The following is a 19,025-nucleotide window of genomic DNA, read 5'->3' as shown; positions in this document are numbered from 1 at the left end:
CTCGTTGATAAAGATGACAAACCTATTGGATTAATGGAGAAGCTGGAAGCGCATCAAAAAGGCGTCCTCCATCGGGCGTTTTCAGTACTCTTATTTAATGATAAAAAGAACTGCTTTTGCAGCAACGGGCATTTGACAAATACCACTGTGGCGGACTATGGACCAATACCTGTTGCAGCCATCCATATCCTGATGAAGATGTAAAAGACGCAGCCTTTCGAAGACTTAAGGAAGAAATGGGGATTGAATGCGACCTGCAAAAGTCATTTGAGTTTATTTACAAAGCCGAATTTGACAATGGCCTCACAGAGCATGAGTATGATCATGTATTTGTTGGAACATTTAGCGGTAACCCTGTTATCAATACAGATGAAGTAGCCAACTGGAAATTCACATCAATGGATTCACTTCAACAGGACATTTCAGCTCATCCAGACAAATATACACCCTGGTTCAAAATAATCATTGATACAATGAGCCTTAAAAGCTAAAGAAGCAAAGGCAAACTACATCATATAATGTTTAAAAATCATTGCTGCTGCCAGAGCCCCTAGAACTGGCCCTACAACAGGTATCCAGCTGTAAGCCCAATCACTACTGCCTTTTTTACCAATGGGCAACAGGGCATGCATGATACGAGGGCCCAGGTCTCTCGCAGGATTGATAGCATAGCCGGTTGCCCCTCCTAAACTTAAGCCTATAGCCAGTACTATAAAGGCAACGGGTAAAGCATCGAGAGCGCCTAAGCTATTGGCAGGTGCAATAATAAATAACACTGCGAATATGAGCACAAAAGTGCCGATAGCTTCTGTAACCAGGTTATGAAAAGTATTTCTTATTGCCGGCCCTGTACTAAAGGTAGCCAGTTTAGCTGCTGTATCTTCCGTAGCGGTATAATGCTGCCGGTAAGTAAGCCAAACCAATAAGGAACCCAACATAGCGCCCAGCATTTGCCCCCGATATAAGAAGGGATCAGAGCCCCTTCGACTTTACCCAGGTAAGCTAAAGCCAGTGTTACCGCCGGATTTAAATGTGCCCCGCTCGCTTTAGATGAAATAAATACGCCGACAAAAACAGCCATGGCCCAACCAAACGTAATAACGATCCAGCCACTGTTATTACCCTTCGTCTTATTAAGTACAACATTAGCTACCACGCCATTCCCTAATAGAATAAGAATAGCCGTACCTACTAATTCGCTTGTAAATATGTTCATTGAAATCTGTTTAAGGTTTACGTGTGTATAAGCAACCGCAGTTTTAACATTGAATTACTCTTCCGACCAGGTCTGTGCAGCTTTTATCGCCCGCTTCCATTCTTTTTGAAGTTTGCCTCGAACCTCATCTTTCATATAAGGCTCAAAAGATTTTTCCTTTTTCCAATAAGCCTGCACTTCATCAACACTTTCCCAGAAACCAACTGCCAGTCCAGCCAAGTAAGCTGCCCCAAGCGCAGTAGTTTCTGTAATCGTAGGTCGTACTACCGCTGTATTGAGCAGGTTGGACTGGAACTGCATCAGGTAATCATTGATTGTAGCGCCACCGTCGACCCGTACTTCTTTAATTGTAATCCCGGCATCGGCTTCCATCGCTTTTAGTACATCCATTGTTTGGTAAGCAATACTCTCCACGGCAGCACGGGCAATATGACCATCGCTGGAGCCGCGGGTTAATCCTACAATAATGCCCCTTGCATGCTGATTCCAGTAAGGCGCTCCCAGGCCGGTAAACGCCGGCACCATATACACCCCGCCGTTGTCCTGCTCTGTAGCCGTCAATGCTTCTACATCGGCCGACTTTTTAATTACTTTTAATCCGTCTCTCAGCCATTGCACCACTGCTCCGGCAATAAATACACTGCCTTCCAAAGCGTAATGCACTTCATTGTTGATCTTCCAGGCAATAGTGGTTAGCAGGTTGTTTTTAGAGACAACCGGTTGTGTGCCGGTATGCATCAACATAAAGCAGCCCGTGCCGTATGTATTTTTACCATGCCTTCATGGGTGCACATCTGGCCAAATAAGGCCGCCTGCTGATCGCCTGCGATACCTGCTACAGGTATTTCGGCCGATGTTAGCAGGTGTTGGGTATGCCCATACACTTCACTGCTGGAGCGCACTTCAGGCAATACAGCCGCCGGTATGTTCATTTTCTGCAGCAGTTCTTGGTCCCACTGCAGGGTATGTATATTGAAGATCATGGTACGTGATGCATTACTCACGTCCGTACAATGCGATTTGCCGTTAGTTAATTTCCAGAGCAACCAGGTATCTACGGTGCCAAAACACAGTTCTCCGTTTTGCGCCTTTTCCCTGGCGCCCTCAACATTATCCAATATCCATTTTAGCTTGGTCCCCGAAAAATAAGCATCGGTTACCAGCCCGGTTTTTCTTTAATAATTTCAGCCGTGCCATCTATTTTTAATTCATCGCAGTAATCGCTGGTGCGGCGGTCCTGCCAAACGATAGCATGGTAAATGGGTTGTGATGTAGCGCGGTCCCATACAACGGTGGTCTCCCGCTGGTTGGTAATGCCTATCGCAGCAATGTCTGTAGCTGTTATCCCCGCTTTTACAATAGCTTCTGCGGCAACACCTATCTGGGTGCTCCAGATCTCGTTGGCATCGTGTTCTACCCAACCGGGTTTAGGAAATATCTGTTGAAATTCTTTTTGAGCAACCGCAATAATGTCGCCCTTTTTGTCGAAAACAATAGCGCGCGAACTTGTAGTGCCCGCGTCAAATGACAGGATGTATTTTGACATAATCAATCGTTTTATTGTTCAATATCAGGAACAGTATTATTTTATAAATAACGCTTCATAATAATAACATTGATGAACATTAAGTCGTTAAGGTTATTAAGAAAATGCCTCCTGATCGTCCTTAACTCTTAAGTTGTTTAAACCCGCGTTCATCACTAATCATAGTAACGAACCATTGATGCCATAGGAACTGTACTTAACATTTCTTAATTCCTTAATGGTTTAAACCCAATTCGCATTACTCACTAATATACTAAACCTGCAAGCTTCGTTCAATCGTTAATTTATTATACCAAGATAGAACTTACAATTGAGAAAACAAATCCGGATAGTCGGTAATAATTCCATCCACACCCATCTTTTTCAACTTTCGTATACCGTCTGCATCGTTAACCGTCCAGGGTATTATTTTTATACCCTGTTTATGGCAATCTTTAATCAATTTAGTACTCACTATAGCGCTATTCGGACTTAACACTTCGGGTTTAAATCCTAAAGCACTGGTCAATTCAGCTAAGGTTCTGTTTTCTTTTGCATCGATAAGGTAAGACAAAGCGTATTGCGGATGTCTTTGATGCAGCAGTTGCAAAGCTCTGATATCAAAAGATTGAATCACCACTCTATCAGTAATATTCCGGCTGTCTATCACACGCATCGCCAGGTCAACAAACGTGGCGATGTCCGGGTAATAAATACCATCTCCAGCCGGCTTAGATTTGATTTCAATATTATAGTGAATTTTCCTGCCCTTTGCTTTGGCATAGGCCTCCGTGCTGTCCAACAAAACAGCCAGAAGTGGTTTTATGGCAGGCATCTTTTTTGCCTGGGAAATTCAGGGTTGAACTTAAGCCCTACATCATACTTCGCAATCGAATCGTAAGGCAGCTGATAAAGAATGACTTTACGTGCGGCTGCGACAGTCATTGTATCTCCTTGTGGCGTAATGGCGAAGTTAGCATTGAACGTAGGGTCATGCGAAACAATTACCTGTTTGTCCCGGGTTAGCTGCAGGTCCATTTCCAGGGTAGTTACTCCCCAGTCAATCGCATCCCGCATTGCAGCAATAGTATTCTCAGGCATCAGTCCGCGACCGCCCCGGTGAGCCTGGGCATCAAAATTTATTTGACCGAGACAAGTTGCTGTACATAAACACGACAATAGCATAAAGAAGCACGTGGATAAGGCCATTTCCCTCATCTTCTTTACTGCAACAAAAGATAAAATGCTAACCAACCCTTTCGCTTTTAAGTTAAACTTTATAATACATTATATTCACTACTGGAATTAAGTATGTATGAAGTATTAACCGGCGGGGCAACCAAAAACCCAATTACCACTTCCATCCTTGTAATAATGGCTCCTGCTTAATGTTGCATCATAAAGAATGTAGTTCTCCACTTCTTCAATAGTAGTTATAAGCGGGCTTGACGCTCCGGTTATACTTATACTAGCCGTTACATAAGCCGCATTTCCAAAATACTGCATCGTTGCATCTGTATAGAAGTGTAAAACAATATCTCCCCGTACTTCTACAATTTTTTGTTCATTATCCTCTTCTACAACTACGGTGTCCCTATCCAGTATATTTAATTTCAAATAGGGTTTCGTAGGATCATTTTTAGTAAGTGTAAGCGGTTTTATAGATAGATATTCGCCATAACCCGAACAGTTGAAACTTCCGAGCCGGCCAATTAATGATGTATGACAACTAGGTAAGCCGGTAGTCGCCTGCATTGTTGCGTTAACTTGTGAAGGGAATATATTCCCTACGATAATAAGAAACACAACAAATAAGGTGTAAATGCTTTTGATTTTCATTTTAAAATTTTTAAGTTATTGAATAAGCAATATGACCTGAAACCGATAATAATAAAGAACATTGATGTACTACTCTTCCAGCCTGGTAACATTGTCTCCTGTTTCTATTTCAGCCCAGGTAGACGTCTTTTCTAGGTCTATAAAGGTAGATTCGGAACGTGCTTTGGTCCACCTGCCTAATGTTGTATTATATACGCCTCCTAACAAATCGAAATACCCCAAATCTGCTGTGTAGTATGGAACACTTTTGGTGTTGATACCCAAAGCACCCGTTGTCATTCTTGCGAACGGCTGTGGCTCCAGGTTATCAGGATTTACGGCATCGTACCAATCGTTTGTAGTTACCCTATACCCCAGCGCTTGTGCTGTTTCTGTAGCCGGCTGGTACAAAGAGCCTCCTGTACCTTTTAAACTCACAAAAATCACATCTGCCGGAACCGATTCTTTATTGATGTTGATACCTTTAAATATAGCCACACCGCATGGGTTACCAGAGTTAGCAAAAGGGCCCGATGGAGTACCTGTAGCAGAACCAAAAGCGGAAGGCGTTACAACGCCTCCATCTCCCGCATTAAAATAGCCCGTTGTTGTGATAAATTGTTTTGCATACCAGCTATCCCCGGTGTAAGGAGTAGATGCTGATCCGTTAATCATTTTGGTAGTTCCTCCAAAATAGAAGAATTGTCCTTTTTTGGCAATGCCAGATGTTATATTCCACTTAATAGTTCGCTGGCCTCCTGTAGCCCACCCATGTGCAGGAGCACCCAACGGTGTGGAAGCTCCGGCATTATTGGTAAACACAATACAATAAGGCGTTACAGAAAAATCGATATCATTGTTAGTAGCCATCATCTGCACATACTCGTAGTTACCGTCGCCCCCTTGCGGGTCGCGCTGCAAACCGGTAATAATAAGGGGTTGAGCCAAAGAAATATTACCCATAGAAATCAAATCGCTCTTAATTCTGGGTCTTAGTTGTGGAATTAATTTGCCAGCCGCATCTAAAGTGTTAAAAGTAATCCCTTTGTAAACAGCCAACCCCGGGGCAGGGTCATTGGCAAAAACAGCGTTAGGGTTCGTAATTAACCGTATAGTAGCAAAACCATCATTCACATATTCTTCATCCTTCATTAAAGCACCTTCTGGAGGGACTGGCGTAAACCCAGCCTTGGTGACCATTACAAAAATACTTTCATACGTCTGCGGATTGGCTAAAATGGCGCCTGCATCTATTTTTGTAACCGTTACTTCATTGCCTGAAGAAGTCTTAACCACATCACTGGCTGATAAATCAGTAATTTGTAATACCCCATCTTTACGGGTCAGCGTAGCGCCTTCAATTTTTATTTTTACGGAGTCTCCCGGATGATAATTAGCTGCATCGGCACCAAGGTTTACGCAAATCCCTCTCAGCCAGTTATTGCGGCGATTATCCTGCAAAACCAGCAAGCCTTCAGGCAGGTTACCTCCGGAGTGATCTGAAGTTACTATCGCATGTAAGAATGTTGCTCCGGCTAAAGCATCCCTGGTTAACTGTACATCCTGGCCTTTGTATATATTTCGAATATCGAATATTGCAATATATTCGTAGGGTACACCTCCGGGATAGTTGCCAAAGCCTCCTTTTTTACAGCTACCCAAAGCCAAAAGCACCAAGGCTATAAAAAAGCTGTTTAAAATATTTTTTTCATCTATCTCTTTTTTTATCGTTTTCTGATGTTGCTTTTAATAAAATGGGTTATGGTTTTTGCCACCACACTTGTGTAGCTATATTGTCTGGTCCCTGCGATGCAACCGCCTCTTTATAGTACGTAGGGTTGGTAGATTGAACCTCTACCGGGTAGTTCAATCTTGCAGGCATAACACCATTGTTTCTCAAGCCCGGACCTTTAGGCAAAACCGGATGTCCGGTACGTCGATATTCAATCCACTGTTGCATATCGCACCATAACAAAGCGTAATATTTTTGCAGATGAATAAGATCCATTTTCTCGTCGAAAGAAAGGTGCGGCAGGTAAGATATATCTGCGTCGCCTAAAAATCCGCCGCCGGTAGTACCGCCTGAAGTAAGGAGGGCCTGAGTGAATGAAGTAGGTAACCACATTTGCATGTAAGCCAATACTCCCTTATTATAATAAAGAGAATCGTTTCCGCTAATCCAGCCTTTTAATGCCGCTTCAGCTAACATAAATTGCACCTCTGAGTAATTCAGCATTTGTCCCGTGAGTGGATCTGTTTGCATGTTAATTCTGGGAGTTGTAACCTGGTTGGTTGTATTTTGATCGCTACTGAAAAAGTAAGACGATTTTGAAACATCCTGGCCGGGAGCATAACCTGAAGGTATACCGGACCAGGCGTTAGAGCCCTGCGCAATACCTAAACGGTTAATGCTGTTGGTGCCGTGCGCGCAGCAGTTTGTATAAGAGGAGAGTTCCAGTTACGCAAATTGCCTATAAAAAATTCTCCCAGACCCGGAGAACGAAAATCCTGCACACGCATCGAGTTAAACGGAGAAGACATGGGCTCGGCTGCTACTGCGCTGCCTGACCAACGTAAAATGGCCGATTCACTATTACTTGAAATAATGGGATATTGTACAGGATTATTTATAATATTTTGAAATTTTGAAACGACCGCTGCAGCAACCTCGCTTTTACCAGACAAACGCAACAACAGGCGCATATATAAAGCGTTGCCAAATTTGCGCCACTTGGTTATATCGCCTTTAAATACAGGATCGGAGTTACTGGTGATGGTATCTTTACTTTGCTCTAAAATTTTATTCGCCACTTCAAGACTATCATAGATAGCCATGTAAATGTCCTTTTGCTTATCGAACTTCGGCCTGCGATTGGCACCATCTTCCAGCCTGCCCAGGTTCGATTCTGAATAAGGTATATCACCATAAGTATCTGTCAGTATCGAGTATACCCAGGACTGCAGAATTATAGAAACCCCTTTATAGCTATCATTTTTATACCTGCTGCTTGTATCAGCGATACTGTATACATTTTTAAGATTAGTAAGCTGCAAGTACAAATTGTTCCAGGGCTGTGTACCCCAGGTAGTGCGAATATCATAACGAAAAACCTTACCGTCACCATCACCCATATTTACCGTAACCTGCATCAGCTCATTATTGAAACTGTAGTTACGAGACATATTGATGCTCAGAATATTTACAAGCGCAGGTGCAAATAATTGCTCGGGACTTACGACAGGTTGAAGGTTAGGGTTTGTATTAATTTCGTCATATCTTTTGGTACAGGATTGCAGCACAAATGTCAGCAATAAAGTTCCCAATAATATATTCTTTATCATGTCAAATATTTTAATGTTTAGAACGTAATTACTAAATTGGCTCCCAAAGTACGTGTGGAAGGGAACTGAGCCATTTCAAATCCTTGTGTAATATCGGTTCCGCTCAGAGTACCAAATTCGGGATCGAACATGGGCCATGGCGACCAGATAAACAGGTTCCTGCCATAAAGGCCAAGCGTTACTCTATCAATACCTAGTCTTTTTAAATGTCTGGCAGGTACCGTATAGTCTATGCGCGCTTCTCTAAATTTGATGAAGTCAGTGCTGAATGAACTTCCTTCTGCATTATCTACCCCCATCATCGATCGATAGTACTCATCTATATCTGTTGCCACTGCATCATTCTTCCTATATCCGGTTACATTTCCTTTGGCGTCTAACACTTCTAATACGCCATTGCCAATAATACCATTATAGCGGCCAGGTACAGTTACCTTAAGTTTACCCTGCTCTACCATTTTATAATGCATTAATGAGTGACCTACTGCACCCCACTGTCCATCGAATAAGGCAGAGACTCTGAAGTTTCTGAATGAAAATGCGTTTTGAATACTCAATTTGCCTTTCGGTATGGTGTTACCTATAAACACTACCCCTTCGGTAATTTTAGCGTTGCCGGTTACGGGATCAAAAACCACCTGTCCGTCAGGAGAACGTACAAAGCCCCGGCCATACATATCACCCATACTACCTCCAACTCTTGCCACAATCTGGCCACTACCTACAGCTCCGGTTCCTAACACTACAGAGGAGTCGGGAATTTCCATAATTCTGTTTCTATTGCTGGAAAAAGTAACATTAACATCCCACTTAAACCCATTTTTTGCTTTAACTTTTACAGGTGTACCATTCAACGCTATTTCTAAACCTATATTGCGAACCTTACCTGCATTGATAATTTCGCCGCTGTAACCAGACGAACGGTCTATAATGGATTGCAGTATCTGGTCCTTTGTATTACCCATATACGCGGCAATATCTAAACCAAGACGCCTTTTAAGCATTTGTATTTCGGCTCCTACTTCGTATGTTACGGTTCGCAGCGGCCTTAAATCGGGCTTTACCAAAACCAATGGGGCAGAATAATAATCGCCATTCGCATATGAATCGTACATAGGAAGCGGGCCATATCCGTAAGAAGTACGATAAGGTACTGTACCACCGCTACCCACATTAGAAAAGGACGCTCTTAATTTTGCATAGTCGATACTTGAAGGAAGTTTGACAGCTTCCGATAAGATATAGCTAATATTTAAAGACGGATACGTGAACCCAACTGAGTTGCTTCTATAAGGATTGGCGAGCGTACTGGTCCAGTCTCTGCGCCCGGTCAGCTCTAAATACAAATAATCTTTATAGCCGGCGTTCACTATCGCGTACAAACTACTGTATTCGAACATACTTCTGTATGGATAGGACTGCACGTCTGTTTCGGCACTATCAAGAGTGTAGGCGCCGGGAGATAAAAGCCCATCGGCCCTTAAGTCTTCTCTGCTATACCTGTTTTTAGTAATACTCCCGCCAAGCGTTCCTTTCAAATCCCAATTGCTGTTTAGCTGCTTCTTGTAGCCTAACAAGAAATCTGAAGTATATTCCTGCGAAGTAATGTCCTGGGTGCGATAGCTGCCGCGTATCATTTTAGATCCCGCATCCCATGGTCGCTTTTGAGCGCGGTCATCCATGGTATAATCACCCGATTGTCTCACCATCAGGCTTAAGTCCTTCGTAAAATCGTAACTCACCTGAACGTTTCCCGTTAGATTATTCCGCTCATATTCGTTTAAGAACTCATAAGCTATAGCATAGGGGTTTTCAGGAAAGGTAGAATACGGATAAAATATTTTTCGACCTTCCTGCCCATTCACCCAATAGTTTTTCAGCCAATCAATATCCGCATTGGGCTGCCAGAAAATATACCAATACATAATGGACTGGTTACCATAACCGCACCGGGAATATTATCACTCGATTTGTTGGTATAACCGCCTTTTACTGAAACTTTAAGCTTATCAGTAATCTTCGTGTCACCCGAAAGCGCAAAAGTTCCACGTTGGTAGCCTGTATTCGGGGTAATCCAGCTATTCCTTACGTCGGTGTAAGACAGTCTAAGGTTTGTTTTTTGCCAGCTACGTGCCAGTGTTATAGAATTAGTATATGTTTCTCCGTTTTCGAAATAACCGTTAACACCATGTTTTCCCGGATAAGGGCGCCAAAGTGTTGCATTCTGTGCATCTCTTGTTTGCAGCCCTGGCCCAAATTGATTCGTAAACTGTTGCCCCTCGAATTTTGGTCCGTACGCCGATGAGGTGCCGGTGTTGGTTAATAAGTCAGCCTGGCCATCTAAGCCAATACCATACTCATATTGCAAGTCAGGCCATTTATTTACCTGCTCCCATGCGTAGTTGGAATTTAAAGATACTTTCCATTTCTTTTTATCTCTGTTGGATCCCGATTTTGTAGTAATGATAATAGCACCATTAGCACCCCTGGAACCATATAAAGCCGCTGCACCCGGCCCTTTCAAAACCGTTACCGACTCGATGTCTTCCGGGTTGATATCATTCAAGCCGCTACCGTAGTCAGCAGGCATGTTATCGCTACCAACACCATAAACCTGATCGCTGCCATTTGCAGAACGCCGGGCGCTACCGTTGTTAATTACAACACCATCAACAACGATCAATGCCTCATTTTCACCCGTAAGGTTATTTTCACCTCTAAGTATAATTTTATTTGAACCATCAGGCCCACTATTAGAGCGAACCAGGTTTAAACCTGCAACCTTACCTGAAAGAGCATCTGTCCAGTTGTTAGACAACGCATTGGTTAAATCTTCGTTTTCTAAAGTAGTGGTTGCAAAGCCCAATTCCCTGGGCTTTCTTTTTGATACCCAGGGCCGTGGTGATCTGCACATTTTCCAGCTCACCCTCACCAGCCACCAGCTCAACATTTAGTGTTGTTCTGTTGTCCATAACTATTTGGTTTGTAGCATAGCCTACGCCTGAAAATGTCAATCTTTCGCCAGTAGCAACCTGAATCGTAAACACACCTTTGTTATCAGTCATGGTACCTCTTGAACTTGCCTCTACCTGCACACTGATTAACGCCAAAGGCTGTTTTGTTTTTGCATCTTTTACCGTACCGGTAACCATACGCTGCTGCGCAAATGTTGTCATGCCCGATAGCATTAACAACAGCACAACCAATAATTTTCTTTGCCGAAAATGAGGAATCTTGTTTAAAAAGGACATTGTAGCTTATTTTTTGGTTTGCAAAAGAAGTGTTAATAACCGTTCCAAATCACACGAAAAAAATGGTAATAATTTTTTCAACTTTTGATAATAAAAAGATAATATCGAAATAGTCATACCGCAGCAAACGCAGTACTGTAGCGGCTTTTAAGCTAATTGATACTGCTCTGCAAGCTTCGTATAACTGTCAATCTGCTCGTCGATCCAGTCATTATCCCGGTCTAATTCAGTAGCTATAATATGCGCTACATCAGAACATATTCGCAAGCTCTCCTTTGCATCAAGGAGTAGTGCCCTTGTTCTGCGTGCTAAAACATCTTCCACTGTACGGGCCATCTCATGCCGTACCGCCCAGCGTACCTGCATCTCGTGTATTTTCAGGCTTTCACTTAACCATGTATGGTGAGCTCCATTAATTTGTTGCCTGATGGCCGGGGCATCGCTGCCATAAAAATAAAAAGGGTCGCTCCAGTTAACTGTTTCGCTGAAGCCGTGTATTCTTTTAGTTTCGGTTTTGGTTTTTTGAGACGGCCATTGCAAATGACTTTCTATGATATTCATCATATCCTCCCCCATTTTCCTGAAAGTGGTCCACTTACCGCCAATAATAGTAAAGAGATCAGATGAGGAGGTAATGATCTTGTGACTCCGGGATATTTCCTTTGTTTTCTGAGAATCATTTTGGGGTGCCGCCAGGGGTCGTAAACCGGCAAACACACTTAAAACATCTTTACGGGTAGGCGCATCATGCAGGTAAGCCGATGCCGTTTGTAATATAAAGTCAATCTCCCGCTCCAATGCCCGAGGCTCCATGCTGGGCTTGCCCACAGGTGTATCGGTAGTGCCCAGCACCACTTCGTTATGCCAGGGTACTGCAAACAGCACGCGGCCATCACTGGTTTCCGGGATCATTAATGCATGCGCAGAAGGATAAAATTTTTTATTAACCACCAGGTGAATCCCCTGGCTCGCCACTACTGTTTGCCCGGCTTTGGCATTATCCATTTTTAAAATATCGTCGACAAACACGCCGGTAGCATTTACAATTGCTTTGGCTTTTACCTGGTAGGCTTCTGCCTTTTCTTCATCCACAACCGTAGCGCCATTAAGCTTGCCATTTTCGTTTTTGAGCAAGCCAGTCACCTTAGCATAATTTAGTACAAATCCGCCGTTCTCAACCACGCTTTGCGCGATATTGATAGCTAATCTCGAATCGTCAAATTGCCCGTCGTGATATAAAACGCCTCCTAACAGTCCCTTTTCTTTAATACCAGGTAACTGCTCCAGGGTTTCGGCTCTTGTTATAAATACCGATCTGCCCAACGAGAGCTTACCGGCAATCCAGTCATAAACCTTTAAGCCCAGCGTGTATTTTATTTTATCCCAGAAATTATAAACTGGAATGACAAAGGTTTGATTTTTCACCAGGTGAGGTGCATTTTTTGAAGCAACCCCCGTTCTATGCAAGCTTCCCGCACCAGCTTTATATCGCCTTGTGCAAGGTAGCGTACCCCGCCATGTACCAGCTTGGTACTACGGCTGGATGTTCCTTGGCAAAGTCGGCCTGCTCTACCAAAAGGGTCTTATACCCTCTCGATACCGCATCCATCGCCACACCTAACCCTGTAGCCCCACCACCAATAACCAACACATCCCAGATCTCCTGGGAGGCCAGTTGCTGCAAGACATAATCGCGGTTAAAAATACTTTGCATAGAAGTTTCGATTTATTTAAAACGAAAACTTATGAAACCAAATATAACAAAAGTTTCAGAAAGCAAAACAAAATAAAAATTTCTAAAATTTACGATTTGTTACATTTTCTTTATATTAATTTTTTTGATTAAAATTTAACATGGCGCTATCTGACCGCTTTTGTTGGGTTACAGTTGATATTGCTCACAGTTGCCGATGATTCCCATCATAACCCATTTATTTATTAAGCTTTTGTATTAATATTGCGCAACTCACCATGGCTCTATTAAGTCCTGCCATATCATCTCTTGCCCGTATGCGTCAATGGCGTATTGATGCCTGGCGTAGCCATCCTGTAGATTCTCAAAGGGAGGTTATTCAAAACCTGGTAACTTCAGCCCAGTACACAGAATATGGCCGCAAGCACGATTTTCATAATATCGATAATATAAGAGACTTTAAAAAGGCTGTTCCTATTTGTGAATATGACGACCTCAAGCCCTATATCGAAAGGATGATGAAGGGAGAGCAAAACCTGCTATGGAATAGTCCTATATTCTGGTTTGCCAAAAGCAGTGGTACAACCAGCGACAAAAGCAAGTTTATACCTATTAGCGAGGAAAGCCTGGAAGATTGTCATTTTAAGGCAGCCAAGGATGTATTGACGATGTATTATACCTATAACCCGGACAGCGCCATGCTCACCGGGAAAGGGCTGGTACTGGGAGGTAGCCATACTATTAACCCGGTTAATAACGAAGCGCAATACGGAGACTTAAGCGCTGTGCTTTTACAAAATAGTCCTTTTTGGGGTCACTGGCTTCGTACGCCCGACCTGGAGATTGCGCTGATGGATAAATGGGAGGATAAGTTGGAGAAAATGGCGCTTCAAACCGTCAATGAAAATGTAACTTCTATCAGTGGGGTTCCCACCTGGACCCTGATACTGTTTAAGCGATTGCTGGAGATGACGGGTAAAAAAACGATTGCTGAAATATGGCCCGATCTGGAGCTGTATATGCATGGCGGCGTTTCGTTTACACCTTACCGCGAACAATTTAAAAGTATTATTGGCAAGCCCATTCATTACCTGGAAAGCTATAATGCCAGCGAAGGATTTTTTTGCAGCAGCTAATGCCATACCGGGTGATGAGGGTATGGCTTTGTTTACCGATCATGGCATTTTCATGGAGTTCATGCCCATGAGCGAATATGGCACCCCCAATCCACAAACAATTGGTTTGAAAGATATAGAGCTCCACACCAATTACGCTTTGGTGATCAGCACCAACGGTGGCTTATGGCGTTATTTACTGGGAGATACCATCAAATTTGTATCGAAAGAGCCTTATAAAATAATCGTAAGCGGCCGGGTAAAACACTATATTAACGCTTTTGGTGAAGAAGTAATTGTGGACAATAGCGATCAGGCAATTGGTATAGCTTGTAAGAAAACCGGTGCTGTGGTAAATGATTATACAGCAGCCCCTGTTTATTTTTCTGACAATAACAACGGGGCTCACGAATGGCTGATTGAGTTCGAAAAGGAACCCGCCAATTTTGATGCTTTTGTTACCGAACTTGATGCAGCCTTGCAAAGCATTAACAGCGACTATGAAGCAAAACGGTATAAGAACATAGCGCTTAGCTTACCCAAAGTACACAATATGCCTAAAGGCAGTTTTAATAAATGGCTGCAGCTAAAAGGCAAACTCGGAGGTCAAAACAAAGTACCAAGGCTTTGCAATGAAAGAAAATATGTAGAGGAAATTTTAGCGGCAAACACCTGATCTGATTTTTTGTTTACCGTAATTCAAACACCCGCTCTGCCTTTTATAGATTCCATATTTTTTGAGATATCATTCGGAGGAGGGCCACAACATTGTATAAACGCCCAATAATCTTATCACCTATCCGGGTACTTTCAGGCCCTTTTGTTAATTATAAAAGTCAAACCCTCCCAAACATTGGTCAAGTACAGGCATTATATGTTTTGATTTGCTTTTTAACAGAAACACATAGCACTATTATCGAATTAGCATGTTACTTTTGTGCCTTATGGAAATGACCATACGTACAAAAAATCTGGTGAAGCGTTACGGACAACGTACCGTTGTAAATAATGTTTCGTTTGAAGTAAACCAGGGCGAAATTGTGGGATTGCTGGGACCTAATGGTGCGGGCAAAACAACCTCTTTTTACCAGGTAGTAGGATTAATTAAACCAGATGAGGGAAATGTGTTCCTGAACGATCAGAACATCACCAAACTACCCATGTACAAACGGGCCCAGATGGGTATTGGTTACCTGCCACAGGAGGCTTCTGTATTTAGAAAACTCAGTGTGGAAGACAATATTTCTGCCGTACTGGAGATGACGAAGCTGAATAAGACCGAACAGAAAGAAAAGCTGGAGTCTTTACTGGCCGAATTCAGATTGGGCCACGTACGCAAAAGTAACGGTGATGTGTTGAGTGGAGGTGAACGCAGACGTACAGAGATTGCGCGGGCGTTAGCCGTGAATCCTAAGTTTATTTTATTAGATGAACCCTTTGCCGGTATTGACCCTATTGCGGTGGAAGATATTCAAAGTATTGTGGCAAAGCTGAAGTTTAAAAATATCGGTATTTTAATAACCGACCACAATGTAAACGAAACCCTGTCTATTTGCGATCGTGCTTATTTGCTGATTGACGGAAAAATCTTTGAACAGGGAACAGCTGAGGCATTGGCTGCTAATGAGCAGGTGCGTAAACTATACCTGGGTAGAAACTTTGAGCTCAAACGTAAAGACTATATACTGGAGGAAGCCATCAGAAGTTCAGAACAACAACAATCTGAACCCGCTCAACCTACAGAATAAGAAACTGCCCGCAACTAAAAATTGCGGGCAGTTTGCTAAACCCCTAGTAATAAAAAACCAATTATGAAATAACTTCTTCGCTTGGAGTCAGGTTATTGTCTTTTACAAATTTATCACGGTACTCCAAAAATTCATTGAGCAGGCCATCTATAGTTTCAATTGACTTATCTGAATACTCATGAATATCGGGTAGTTTTTTATCCAATAAACCAATACCCAGGTTTATATTTTCGGCCTCTACCTGTGCCACCTTTTTCAACACTGAGGTTTCACTATTTTTCAGATCTTCCAGTTCCCGCAAAACCTTATTCATTGCTTCCAGTTTTTCCATTTTGTCCATAATAATTCAATTTGGTTAAGATTAATGGAGCGTTGTGCTCAATCATTACCTAATCAAATACTGTACAAAACAGGGTTTTTACCATCGGTTTTAGCTATTTATTGAGAAAATAGCCTGTTTTTTCTTAAAGAACTGTAAAGCTTTTAGTCAAGAAATAAGTCAGTATATAAAGGCGCTCCTTTTTTACGGCATAGTGCTCGAAATTTTCGATACCATTTTGCTTTAAAATATCTTCGTCAATAAAGCTGTGACCGGTGCAATTGGCAGGAGCTTCTTTAAGAATATGATACGCCGCATCGGCCATAATATCCGTGGTACGACTCATATTGGCCAGCGTCTCTCCGCCTAACAAATTTCTTACCGCTGCAGTATCTATAGTGGTGCGCGGCCACAAGGAGTTAGAGGCAATGGGATTCTTTTTAAATTCCTCCGCCCAGCCTAAAGCCATCATCGTCATATTATATTTACTCATGGTATAAGCAATATGATTTCCCAGCCATTTGGGGTTTAAATTAACGGGTGGCGATAAGGTAAGAATATGTGCGTGTGCTGATTGAGTTAAATAAGGAAGCGTGGTTTTCACTACCAGGAAAGTACCCCGCACATTAATATCATGCATGAGGTCGAACCGGTTGGTTTTAGTTTCCTCAGTTTTTGTAAGCGCTATGGCCGACGCATTATTAATAACAATGTCAATCCCGCCAAACTGTGCTACTGTTTTAGCAACGGCATCCTCTATCATTACTTCATCCCTGATATCACATTGTACGGCCAGCGCTTTTCCTCCCACTTCTTCAATCTCCGCTGCAGCAGTAAATATAGTGCCACCCAGTTTTTCGTTCTCCCTGACAGATTTTGCGGCAACAACAATATTTACACCTTCTTTAGCAAGGCGAAGGGCAATAGCTTTACCAATACCGCGGCTGGCTCCGGTAATAAATGCGGTCTTATTTTTTAATGACATGGCTCGCAGGTTGAAAATGGAATAATAGTGTTTGCTCAGGTTAAGATACTAAAAAGCAACAGCAATTGGCCTTGCCAGCAAAATTAAAGCTGTGATTAATCAAAGATTAAATCGTTATTGGCTGTTAGGCACAGCGCCTTCTTCCGTTAAGATACGGCTGTCTTTTACCTGTTTGAATTGAATATCACTGAAGTCCTGATTTGCTTCAAGGCCCAATTTTGCATCTATAAGACCCGTCGGTCTTCTGAGTTTGGCTGGCTTATCTGTATAAAACTTTTGCCGACCCTGGTCCCACCAAAGATCATCACAGGTCAGCGTATCGCCTTTAATACTAACCACCCTTACGCTATCCCGCAGGTACACTTTTTGCAATGATTCGAAGTAGCGACCATATTTGCTGTCTAGCCGCTTTCTACAATTTTCTGCTCATTGTAAAAATCTACATGTAATTTTTTAGGGAACTCTACATAGGGCGTATCTACCATACGCTGAGCCATCACGCGCAGCATTACGGGGGCCGTTAGTCTTGCTTTTACAACACCGCCTTGCGAAAGAAAGCTTTCCACTTTAATGGACTCATCTTTTTGAATGTTCTTGTCCGACAAGGCTTTGATCTCGCTCTCGCTGTTTTCGCAGGAGAACCAACCCAAAGCTGCTATGACGATTAAAAACCTTTTCAAAATTAATGGTTGAATAAAAAGCGAAGATATCGATGAAACACGGTTAATCTTCGTAGTACTTGGTTTTTCCACCAAACCACAGATCGGTAAGCGAGAATCCAACTGAAAGCCTGTACAGATTCTCTCGCAGAATATTGTTATTATTACCCCGCTTAATATACTCAAAGCTTAGGTTGATCATACTAGCCTGACGGCTCATCAAGCTATAGTTTGCAATGGGTAACCCAAGACCGGCGGTAATACCCAGTACTGGTATTTTCGTTTGTTGGGTGTAGATATAATCCGGACCTGTAAATGCACCCACCCTGTAAGAAGTTCTGCTGAAGAAATTATTTTTAGGGGCCGGGTGAAATTCAGCTCCCACTTTAGCCTGCCAGTTGCTTCTTACATCAGCGTCGGGTAAACCGTTAACACGGTATTGTTTCCAGTTATTACTCGTAAAGTCGGCACCAATTAACCAACCGGCTTCTCTTTCCGGTCCGCCGCCCACTTTCTGAATAATAAACCCTCCTGTAATGCTCGAAGGATATATGAAACTGCCACGTTCGTCTTTTGTAAAAGTAGCCGTATCTATTGGAATGTAGCCTGTTTCTGTGCTATAAGTAAAGGTTTGAGCAACTGTATTCGCATTAGTTCTGATGTCCTGCTTCCAGTTACCATAAGCACCCAGGCTCATATAAATTTTTTCGCTGGCCTTAAAATGATATTGCAAACCTGCATCAAAATAAAAATCACCGATACTGGTTTTAGTTTCATAGTGCGCATTGGCATAACGGGTAGAATCGTTGAACAGCGATAAACGGGTATTATAATCCCGGCTTCCAAACATATAACCGCACTGGCTCCAAGGCTCAGGTACTGCGATTTACCGGTTTTAAACTTAACTGCTGTTCCCAGCGAACCCAGGTAAGCGCCCCCTGTCCCTCATACAATGTAGAAGAGGAGTCAATCAGTTTCCCGCTGTTGGGATCGAAGGTTCTGCCGTTATTCTGAATTTTATAGTTGATATTGGTGATGGGACGTACGCCAAAAGCAATACCCCAATCTTTTCTCAAGGGTAAACCTATCATTACATGGCTGAATAATAGATTAGGTGAGGTAAATTTATTCGTTTCTGACTTGTCGGTAAGAGTACGTCCCTGGCCGTCTGCTCCAATATTGAAAACGATTCTCCCGGAATTCAATTTTTTTGAATTAGCCTCCTGTAAAGACTGGAAAAACGAATAAGATGCCGGATTGGCATAGTTGACCGTATAAGGATCGTTATATGCAGCTGCAACACCACCCATTCCCCTGTTGGCCACATTGGTTGTTGGCGCCTGATTTCCCAAAC

Annotated in this window: 22 protein-coding genes and 2 pseudogenes; 4 read left to right on the top strand and 20 right to left on the bottom strand. The window is 42.7% G+C overall.

Annotation, left to right across the window (positions count from 1 at the left end; translation table 11 throughout):
* Positions 1 to 116 precede the first annotated feature (116 nt).
* Positions 117 to 491, top strand: a complete 375-nt coding sequence (locus MKP07_RS10235; RefSeq protein WP_240847106.1) for an isopentenyl-diphosphate Delta-isomerase — start codon at positions 117 to 119, stop codon at positions 489 to 491.
* A gap of 15 nt (positions 492 to 506) precedes the next feature.
* Here the strand turns inward: MKP07_RS10235 and MKP07_RS10230 are convergent.
* From MKP07_RS10230 to MKP07_RS38245, 14 genes and pseudogenes are all read right to left on the bottom strand, one after another.
* Positions 507 to 1,216: pseudogene (locus MKP07_RS10230) on the bottom strand (MIP/aquaporin family protein).
* Positions 1,217 to 1,270: 54 nt separating this feature from the next.
* Positions 1,271 to 1,960 carry an FGGY family carbohydrate kinase gene (locus MKP07_RS43685; protein ID WP_262919245.1) on the bottom strand — a complete coding sequence of 230 codons (690 nt, stop codon included), beginning with the start codon at positions 1,958 to 1,960 and terminating at the stop codon, positions 1,271 to 1,273.
* Positions 1,954 to 2,762: pseudogene (locus tag MKP07_RS43680) on the bottom strand (FGGY family carbohydrate kinase). Before MKP07_RS43680 ends, MKP07_RS43685 begins: the two are co-directional and overlap by 7 nt.
* A 304-nt stretch (positions 2,763 to 3,066) precedes the next feature.
* A complete protein-coding gene (locus tag MKP07_RS10220) occupies positions 3,067 to 3,576 on the bottom strand; it encodes a glycerophosphodiester phosphodiesterase family protein (protein WP_262919244.1) in 510 nt (169 codons plus the stop codon).
* Positions 3,564 to 3,818 (bottom strand): glycerophosphodiester phosphodiesterase family protein, encoded by a 255-nt coding sequence (locus MKP07_RS38265; protein WP_262919243.1) that lies wholly within the window; start codon positions 3,816 to 3,818, stop codon positions 3,564 to 3,566. Before MKP07_RS38265 ends, MKP07_RS10220 begins: the two co-directional genes overlap by 13 nt.
* 246 nt (positions 3,819 to 4,064) lie before the next feature.
* Positions 4,065 to 4,580 carry a hypothetical protein gene (locus MKP07_RS10215; RefSeq protein WP_240847105.1) on the bottom strand — a complete coding sequence of 172 codons (516 nt, stop codon included), beginning with the start codon at positions 4,578 to 4,580 and terminating at the stop codon, positions 4,065 to 4,067.
* A gap of 69 nt (positions 4,581 to 4,649) precedes the next feature.
* Positions 4,650 to 6,233 carry a DUF5689 domain-containing protein gene (locus MKP07_RS10210; RefSeq protein ID WP_240850754.1) on the bottom strand — a complete coding sequence of 528 codons (1,584 nt, stop codon included), beginning with the start codon at positions 6,231 to 6,233 and terminating at the stop codon, positions 4,650 to 4,652.
* 85 nt (positions 6,234 to 6,318) lie between these two features.
* Entirely contained in the window at positions 6,319 to 6,924 is a 606-nt protein-coding gene (locus MKP07_RS38260) for a SusD/RagB family nutrient-binding outer membrane lipoprotein (protein WP_317235986.1), read from the bottom strand.
* A gap of 32 nt (positions 6,925 to 6,956) precedes the next feature.
* Entirely contained in the window at positions 6,957 to 7,901 is a 945-nt protein-coding gene (locus tag MKP07_RS38255; protein WP_262919241.1) for a SusD/RagB family nutrient-binding outer membrane lipoprotein, read from the bottom strand.
* Positions 7,902 to 7,918: 17 nt separating this feature from the next.
* Positions 7,919 to 9,826, bottom strand: coding sequence for a SusC/RagA family TonB-linked outer membrane protein (locus tag MKP07_RS10200; RefSeq protein WP_240847104.1), 1,908 nt, complete (start codon positions 9,824 to 9,826; stop codon positions 7,919 to 7,921).
* The gene (locus MKP07_RS10195; protein WP_240847103.1) at positions 9,778 to 10,767 is read right to left on the bottom strand and encodes a TonB-dependent receptor plug domain-containing protein; all 990 of its coding nucleotides are present in this window, start codon (positions 10,765 to 10,767) and stop codon (positions 9,778 to 9,780) included. Before MKP07_RS10195 ends, MKP07_RS10200 begins: the two co-directional genes overlap by 49 nt.
* Positions 10,712 to 11,152: a carboxypeptidase-like regulatory domain-containing protein gene (locus MKP07_RS10190; protein WP_240847102.1), complete on the bottom strand. Its 441-nt coding sequence runs from the start codon at positions 11,150 to 11,152 to the stop codon at positions 10,712 to 10,714. Before MKP07_RS10190 ends, MKP07_RS10195 begins: the two co-directional genes overlap by 56 nt.
* A gap of 147 nt (positions 11,153 to 11,299) precedes the next feature.
* On the bottom strand, positions 11,300 to 12,577 hold the full coding sequence (locus MKP07_RS38250; protein WP_317235798.1) for a glycerol-3-phosphate dehydrogenase/oxidase: 1,278 nt from the start codon (positions 12,575 to 12,577) through the stop codon (positions 11,300 to 11,302).
* A gap of 58 nt (positions 12,578 to 12,635) precedes the next feature.
* Positions 12,636 to 12,866, bottom strand: coding sequence for an FAD-dependent oxidoreductase (locus MKP07_RS38245; RefSeq protein ID WP_262919239.1), 231 nt, complete (start codon positions 12,864 to 12,866; stop codon positions 12,636 to 12,638).
* Positions 12,867 to 13,123: 257 nt separating this feature from the next.
* Here MKP07_RS38245 and MKP07_RS38240 point away from each other — a divergent pair, with 257 nt between their 5' ends.
* The 3 genes from MKP07_RS38240 (at position 13,124) to lptB (ending at position 15,708) form a co-directional block, all read left to right on the top strand.
* Entirely contained in the window at positions 13,124 to 13,981 is an 858-nt protein-coding gene (locus tag MKP07_RS38240) for a GH3 auxin-responsive promoter family protein (protein ID WP_262919238.1), read from the top strand.
* Positions 13,950 to 14,636, top strand: coding sequence for a GH3 auxin-responsive promoter family protein (locus MKP07_RS38235; RefSeq protein WP_262919237.1), 687 nt, complete (start codon positions 13,950 to 13,952; stop codon positions 14,634 to 14,636). Before MKP07_RS38240 ends, MKP07_RS38235 begins: the two co-directional genes overlap by 32 nt.
* Positions 14,637 to 14,886: 250 nt before the next feature.
* A complete protein-coding gene (gene lptB, locus MKP07_RS10170) occupies positions 14,887 to 15,708 on the top strand; it encodes an LPS export ABC transporter ATP-binding protein (RefSeq protein ID WP_317235797.1) in 822 nt (273 codons plus the stop codon).
* A 61-nt stretch (positions 15,709 to 15,769) separates the two neighbouring features.
* Here the strand turns inward: lptB and MKP07_RS10165 are convergent, their stop codons facing one another.
* The 6 genes from MKP07_RS10165 to MKP07_RS10140 form a co-directional block, all read right to left on the bottom strand.
* Positions 15,770 to 16,048: a hypothetical protein gene (locus MKP07_RS10165; protein WP_240847100.1), complete on the bottom strand. Its 279-nt coding sequence runs from the start codon at positions 16,046 to 16,048 to the stop codon at positions 15,770 to 15,772.
* A 124-nt stretch (positions 16,049 to 16,172) separates the two neighbouring features.
* Positions 16,173 to 17,012 carry an SDR family oxidoreductase gene (locus MKP07_RS10160; RefSeq protein WP_240847099.1) on the bottom strand — a complete coding sequence of 280 codons (840 nt, stop codon included), beginning with the start codon at positions 17,010 to 17,012 and terminating at the stop codon, positions 16,173 to 16,175.
* Positions 17,013 to 17,126: 114 nt separating this feature from the next.
* Complete coding sequence (locus MKP07_RS10155; RefSeq protein ID WP_240847098.1) at positions 17,127 to 17,375, bottom strand: hypothetical protein; 249 nt, start codon at positions 17,373 to 17,375, stop codon at positions 17,127 to 17,129.
* 38 nt (positions 17,376 to 17,413) lie between these two features.
* On the bottom strand, positions 17,414 to 17,692 hold the full coding sequence (locus tag MKP07_RS10150; protein WP_240847097.1) for a hypothetical protein: 279 nt from the start codon (positions 17,690 to 17,692) through the stop codon (positions 17,414 to 17,416).
* A 43-nt stretch (positions 17,693 to 17,735) separates the two neighbouring features.
* Positions 17,736 to 18,521, bottom strand: coding sequence for a hypothetical protein (locus tag MKP07_RS10145; protein ID WP_240847096.1), 786 nt, complete (start codon positions 18,519 to 18,521; stop codon positions 17,736 to 17,738).
* A gap of 22 nt (positions 18,522 to 18,543) precedes the next feature.
* Complete coding sequence (locus MKP07_RS10140) at positions 18,544 to 19,023, bottom strand: hypothetical protein (RefSeq protein ID WP_240847095.1); 480 nt, start codon at positions 19,021 to 19,023, stop codon at positions 18,544 to 18,546.
* Positions 19,024 to 19,025 lie beyond the last annotated feature (2 nt).

Source organism: Paraniabella hibiscisoli (genome assembly GCF_022512515.1).
Taxonomy (GTDB): domain Bacteria; phylum Bacteroidota; class Bacteroidia; order Chitinophagales; family Chitinophagaceae; genus Niabella; species Niabella hibiscisoli.
This window is presented reverse-complemented; position numbering and strand designations above follow the sequence as displayed.

Bases quoted from the DNA above. Each gene is read 5' to 3' on its own strand.
- MKP07_RS38235 (WP_262919237.1), top strand. From the start codon at position 13,950: ATGCCAGCGAAGGATTTTTTTGCAGCAGCTAATGCCATACCGGGTGAT.
- MKP07_RS38255 (WP_262919241.1), bottom strand. From the start codon at position 7,901: ATGATAAAGAATATATTATTGGGAACTTTATTGCTGACATTTGTGCTG.
- MKP07_RS10200 (WP_240847104.1), bottom strand. From the start codon at position 9,826: ATGTATTGGTATATTTTCTGGCAGCCCAATGCGGATATTGATTGGCTG.
- MKP07_RS43685 (WP_262919245.1), bottom strand. From the start codon at position 1,960: ATGTTGATGCATACCGGCACACAACCGGTTGTCTCTAAAAACAACCTG.
- MKP07_RS38265 (WP_262919243.1), bottom strand. From the start codon at position 3,818: ATGCGGGATGCGATTGACTGGGGAGTAACTACCCTGGAAATGGACCTG.
- MKP07_RS10220 (WP_262919244.1), bottom strand. From the start codon at position 3,576: ATGCCTGCCATAAAACCACTTCTGGCTGTTTTGTTGGACAGCACGGAG.
- MKP07_RS38240 (WP_262919238.1), top strand. From the start codon at position 13,124: ATGGCTCTATTAAGTCCTGCCATATCATCTCTTGCCCGTATGCGTCAA.
- MKP07_RS38245 (WP_262919239.1), bottom strand. From the start codon at position 12,866: ATGCAAAGTATTTTTAACCGCGATTATGTCTTGCAGCAACTGGCCTCC.
- MKP07_RS10190 (WP_240847102.1), bottom strand. From the start codon at position 11,152: ATGTCCTTTTTAAACAAGATTCCTCATTTTCGGCAAAGAAAATTATTG.
- MKP07_RS10165 (WP_240847100.1), bottom strand. From the start codon at position 16,048: ATGGACAAAATGGAAAAACTGGAAGCAATGAATAAGGTTTTGCGGGAA.
- MKP07_RS10160 (WP_240847099.1), bottom strand. From the start codon at position 17,012: ATGTCATTAAAAAATAAGACCGCATTTATTACCGGAGCCAGCCGCGGT.
- MKP07_RS10145 (WP_240847096.1), bottom strand. From the start codon at position 18,521: ATGTTTGGAAGCCGGGATTATAATACCCGTTTATCGCTGTTCAACGAT.
- lptB (WP_317235797.1), top strand. From the start codon at position 14,887: ATGTTACTTTTGTGCCTTATGGAAATGACCATACGTACAAAAAATCTG.
- MKP07_RS10215 (WP_240847105.1), bottom strand. From the start codon at position 4,580: ATGAAAATCAAAAGCATTTACACCTTATTTGTTGTGTTTCTTATTATC.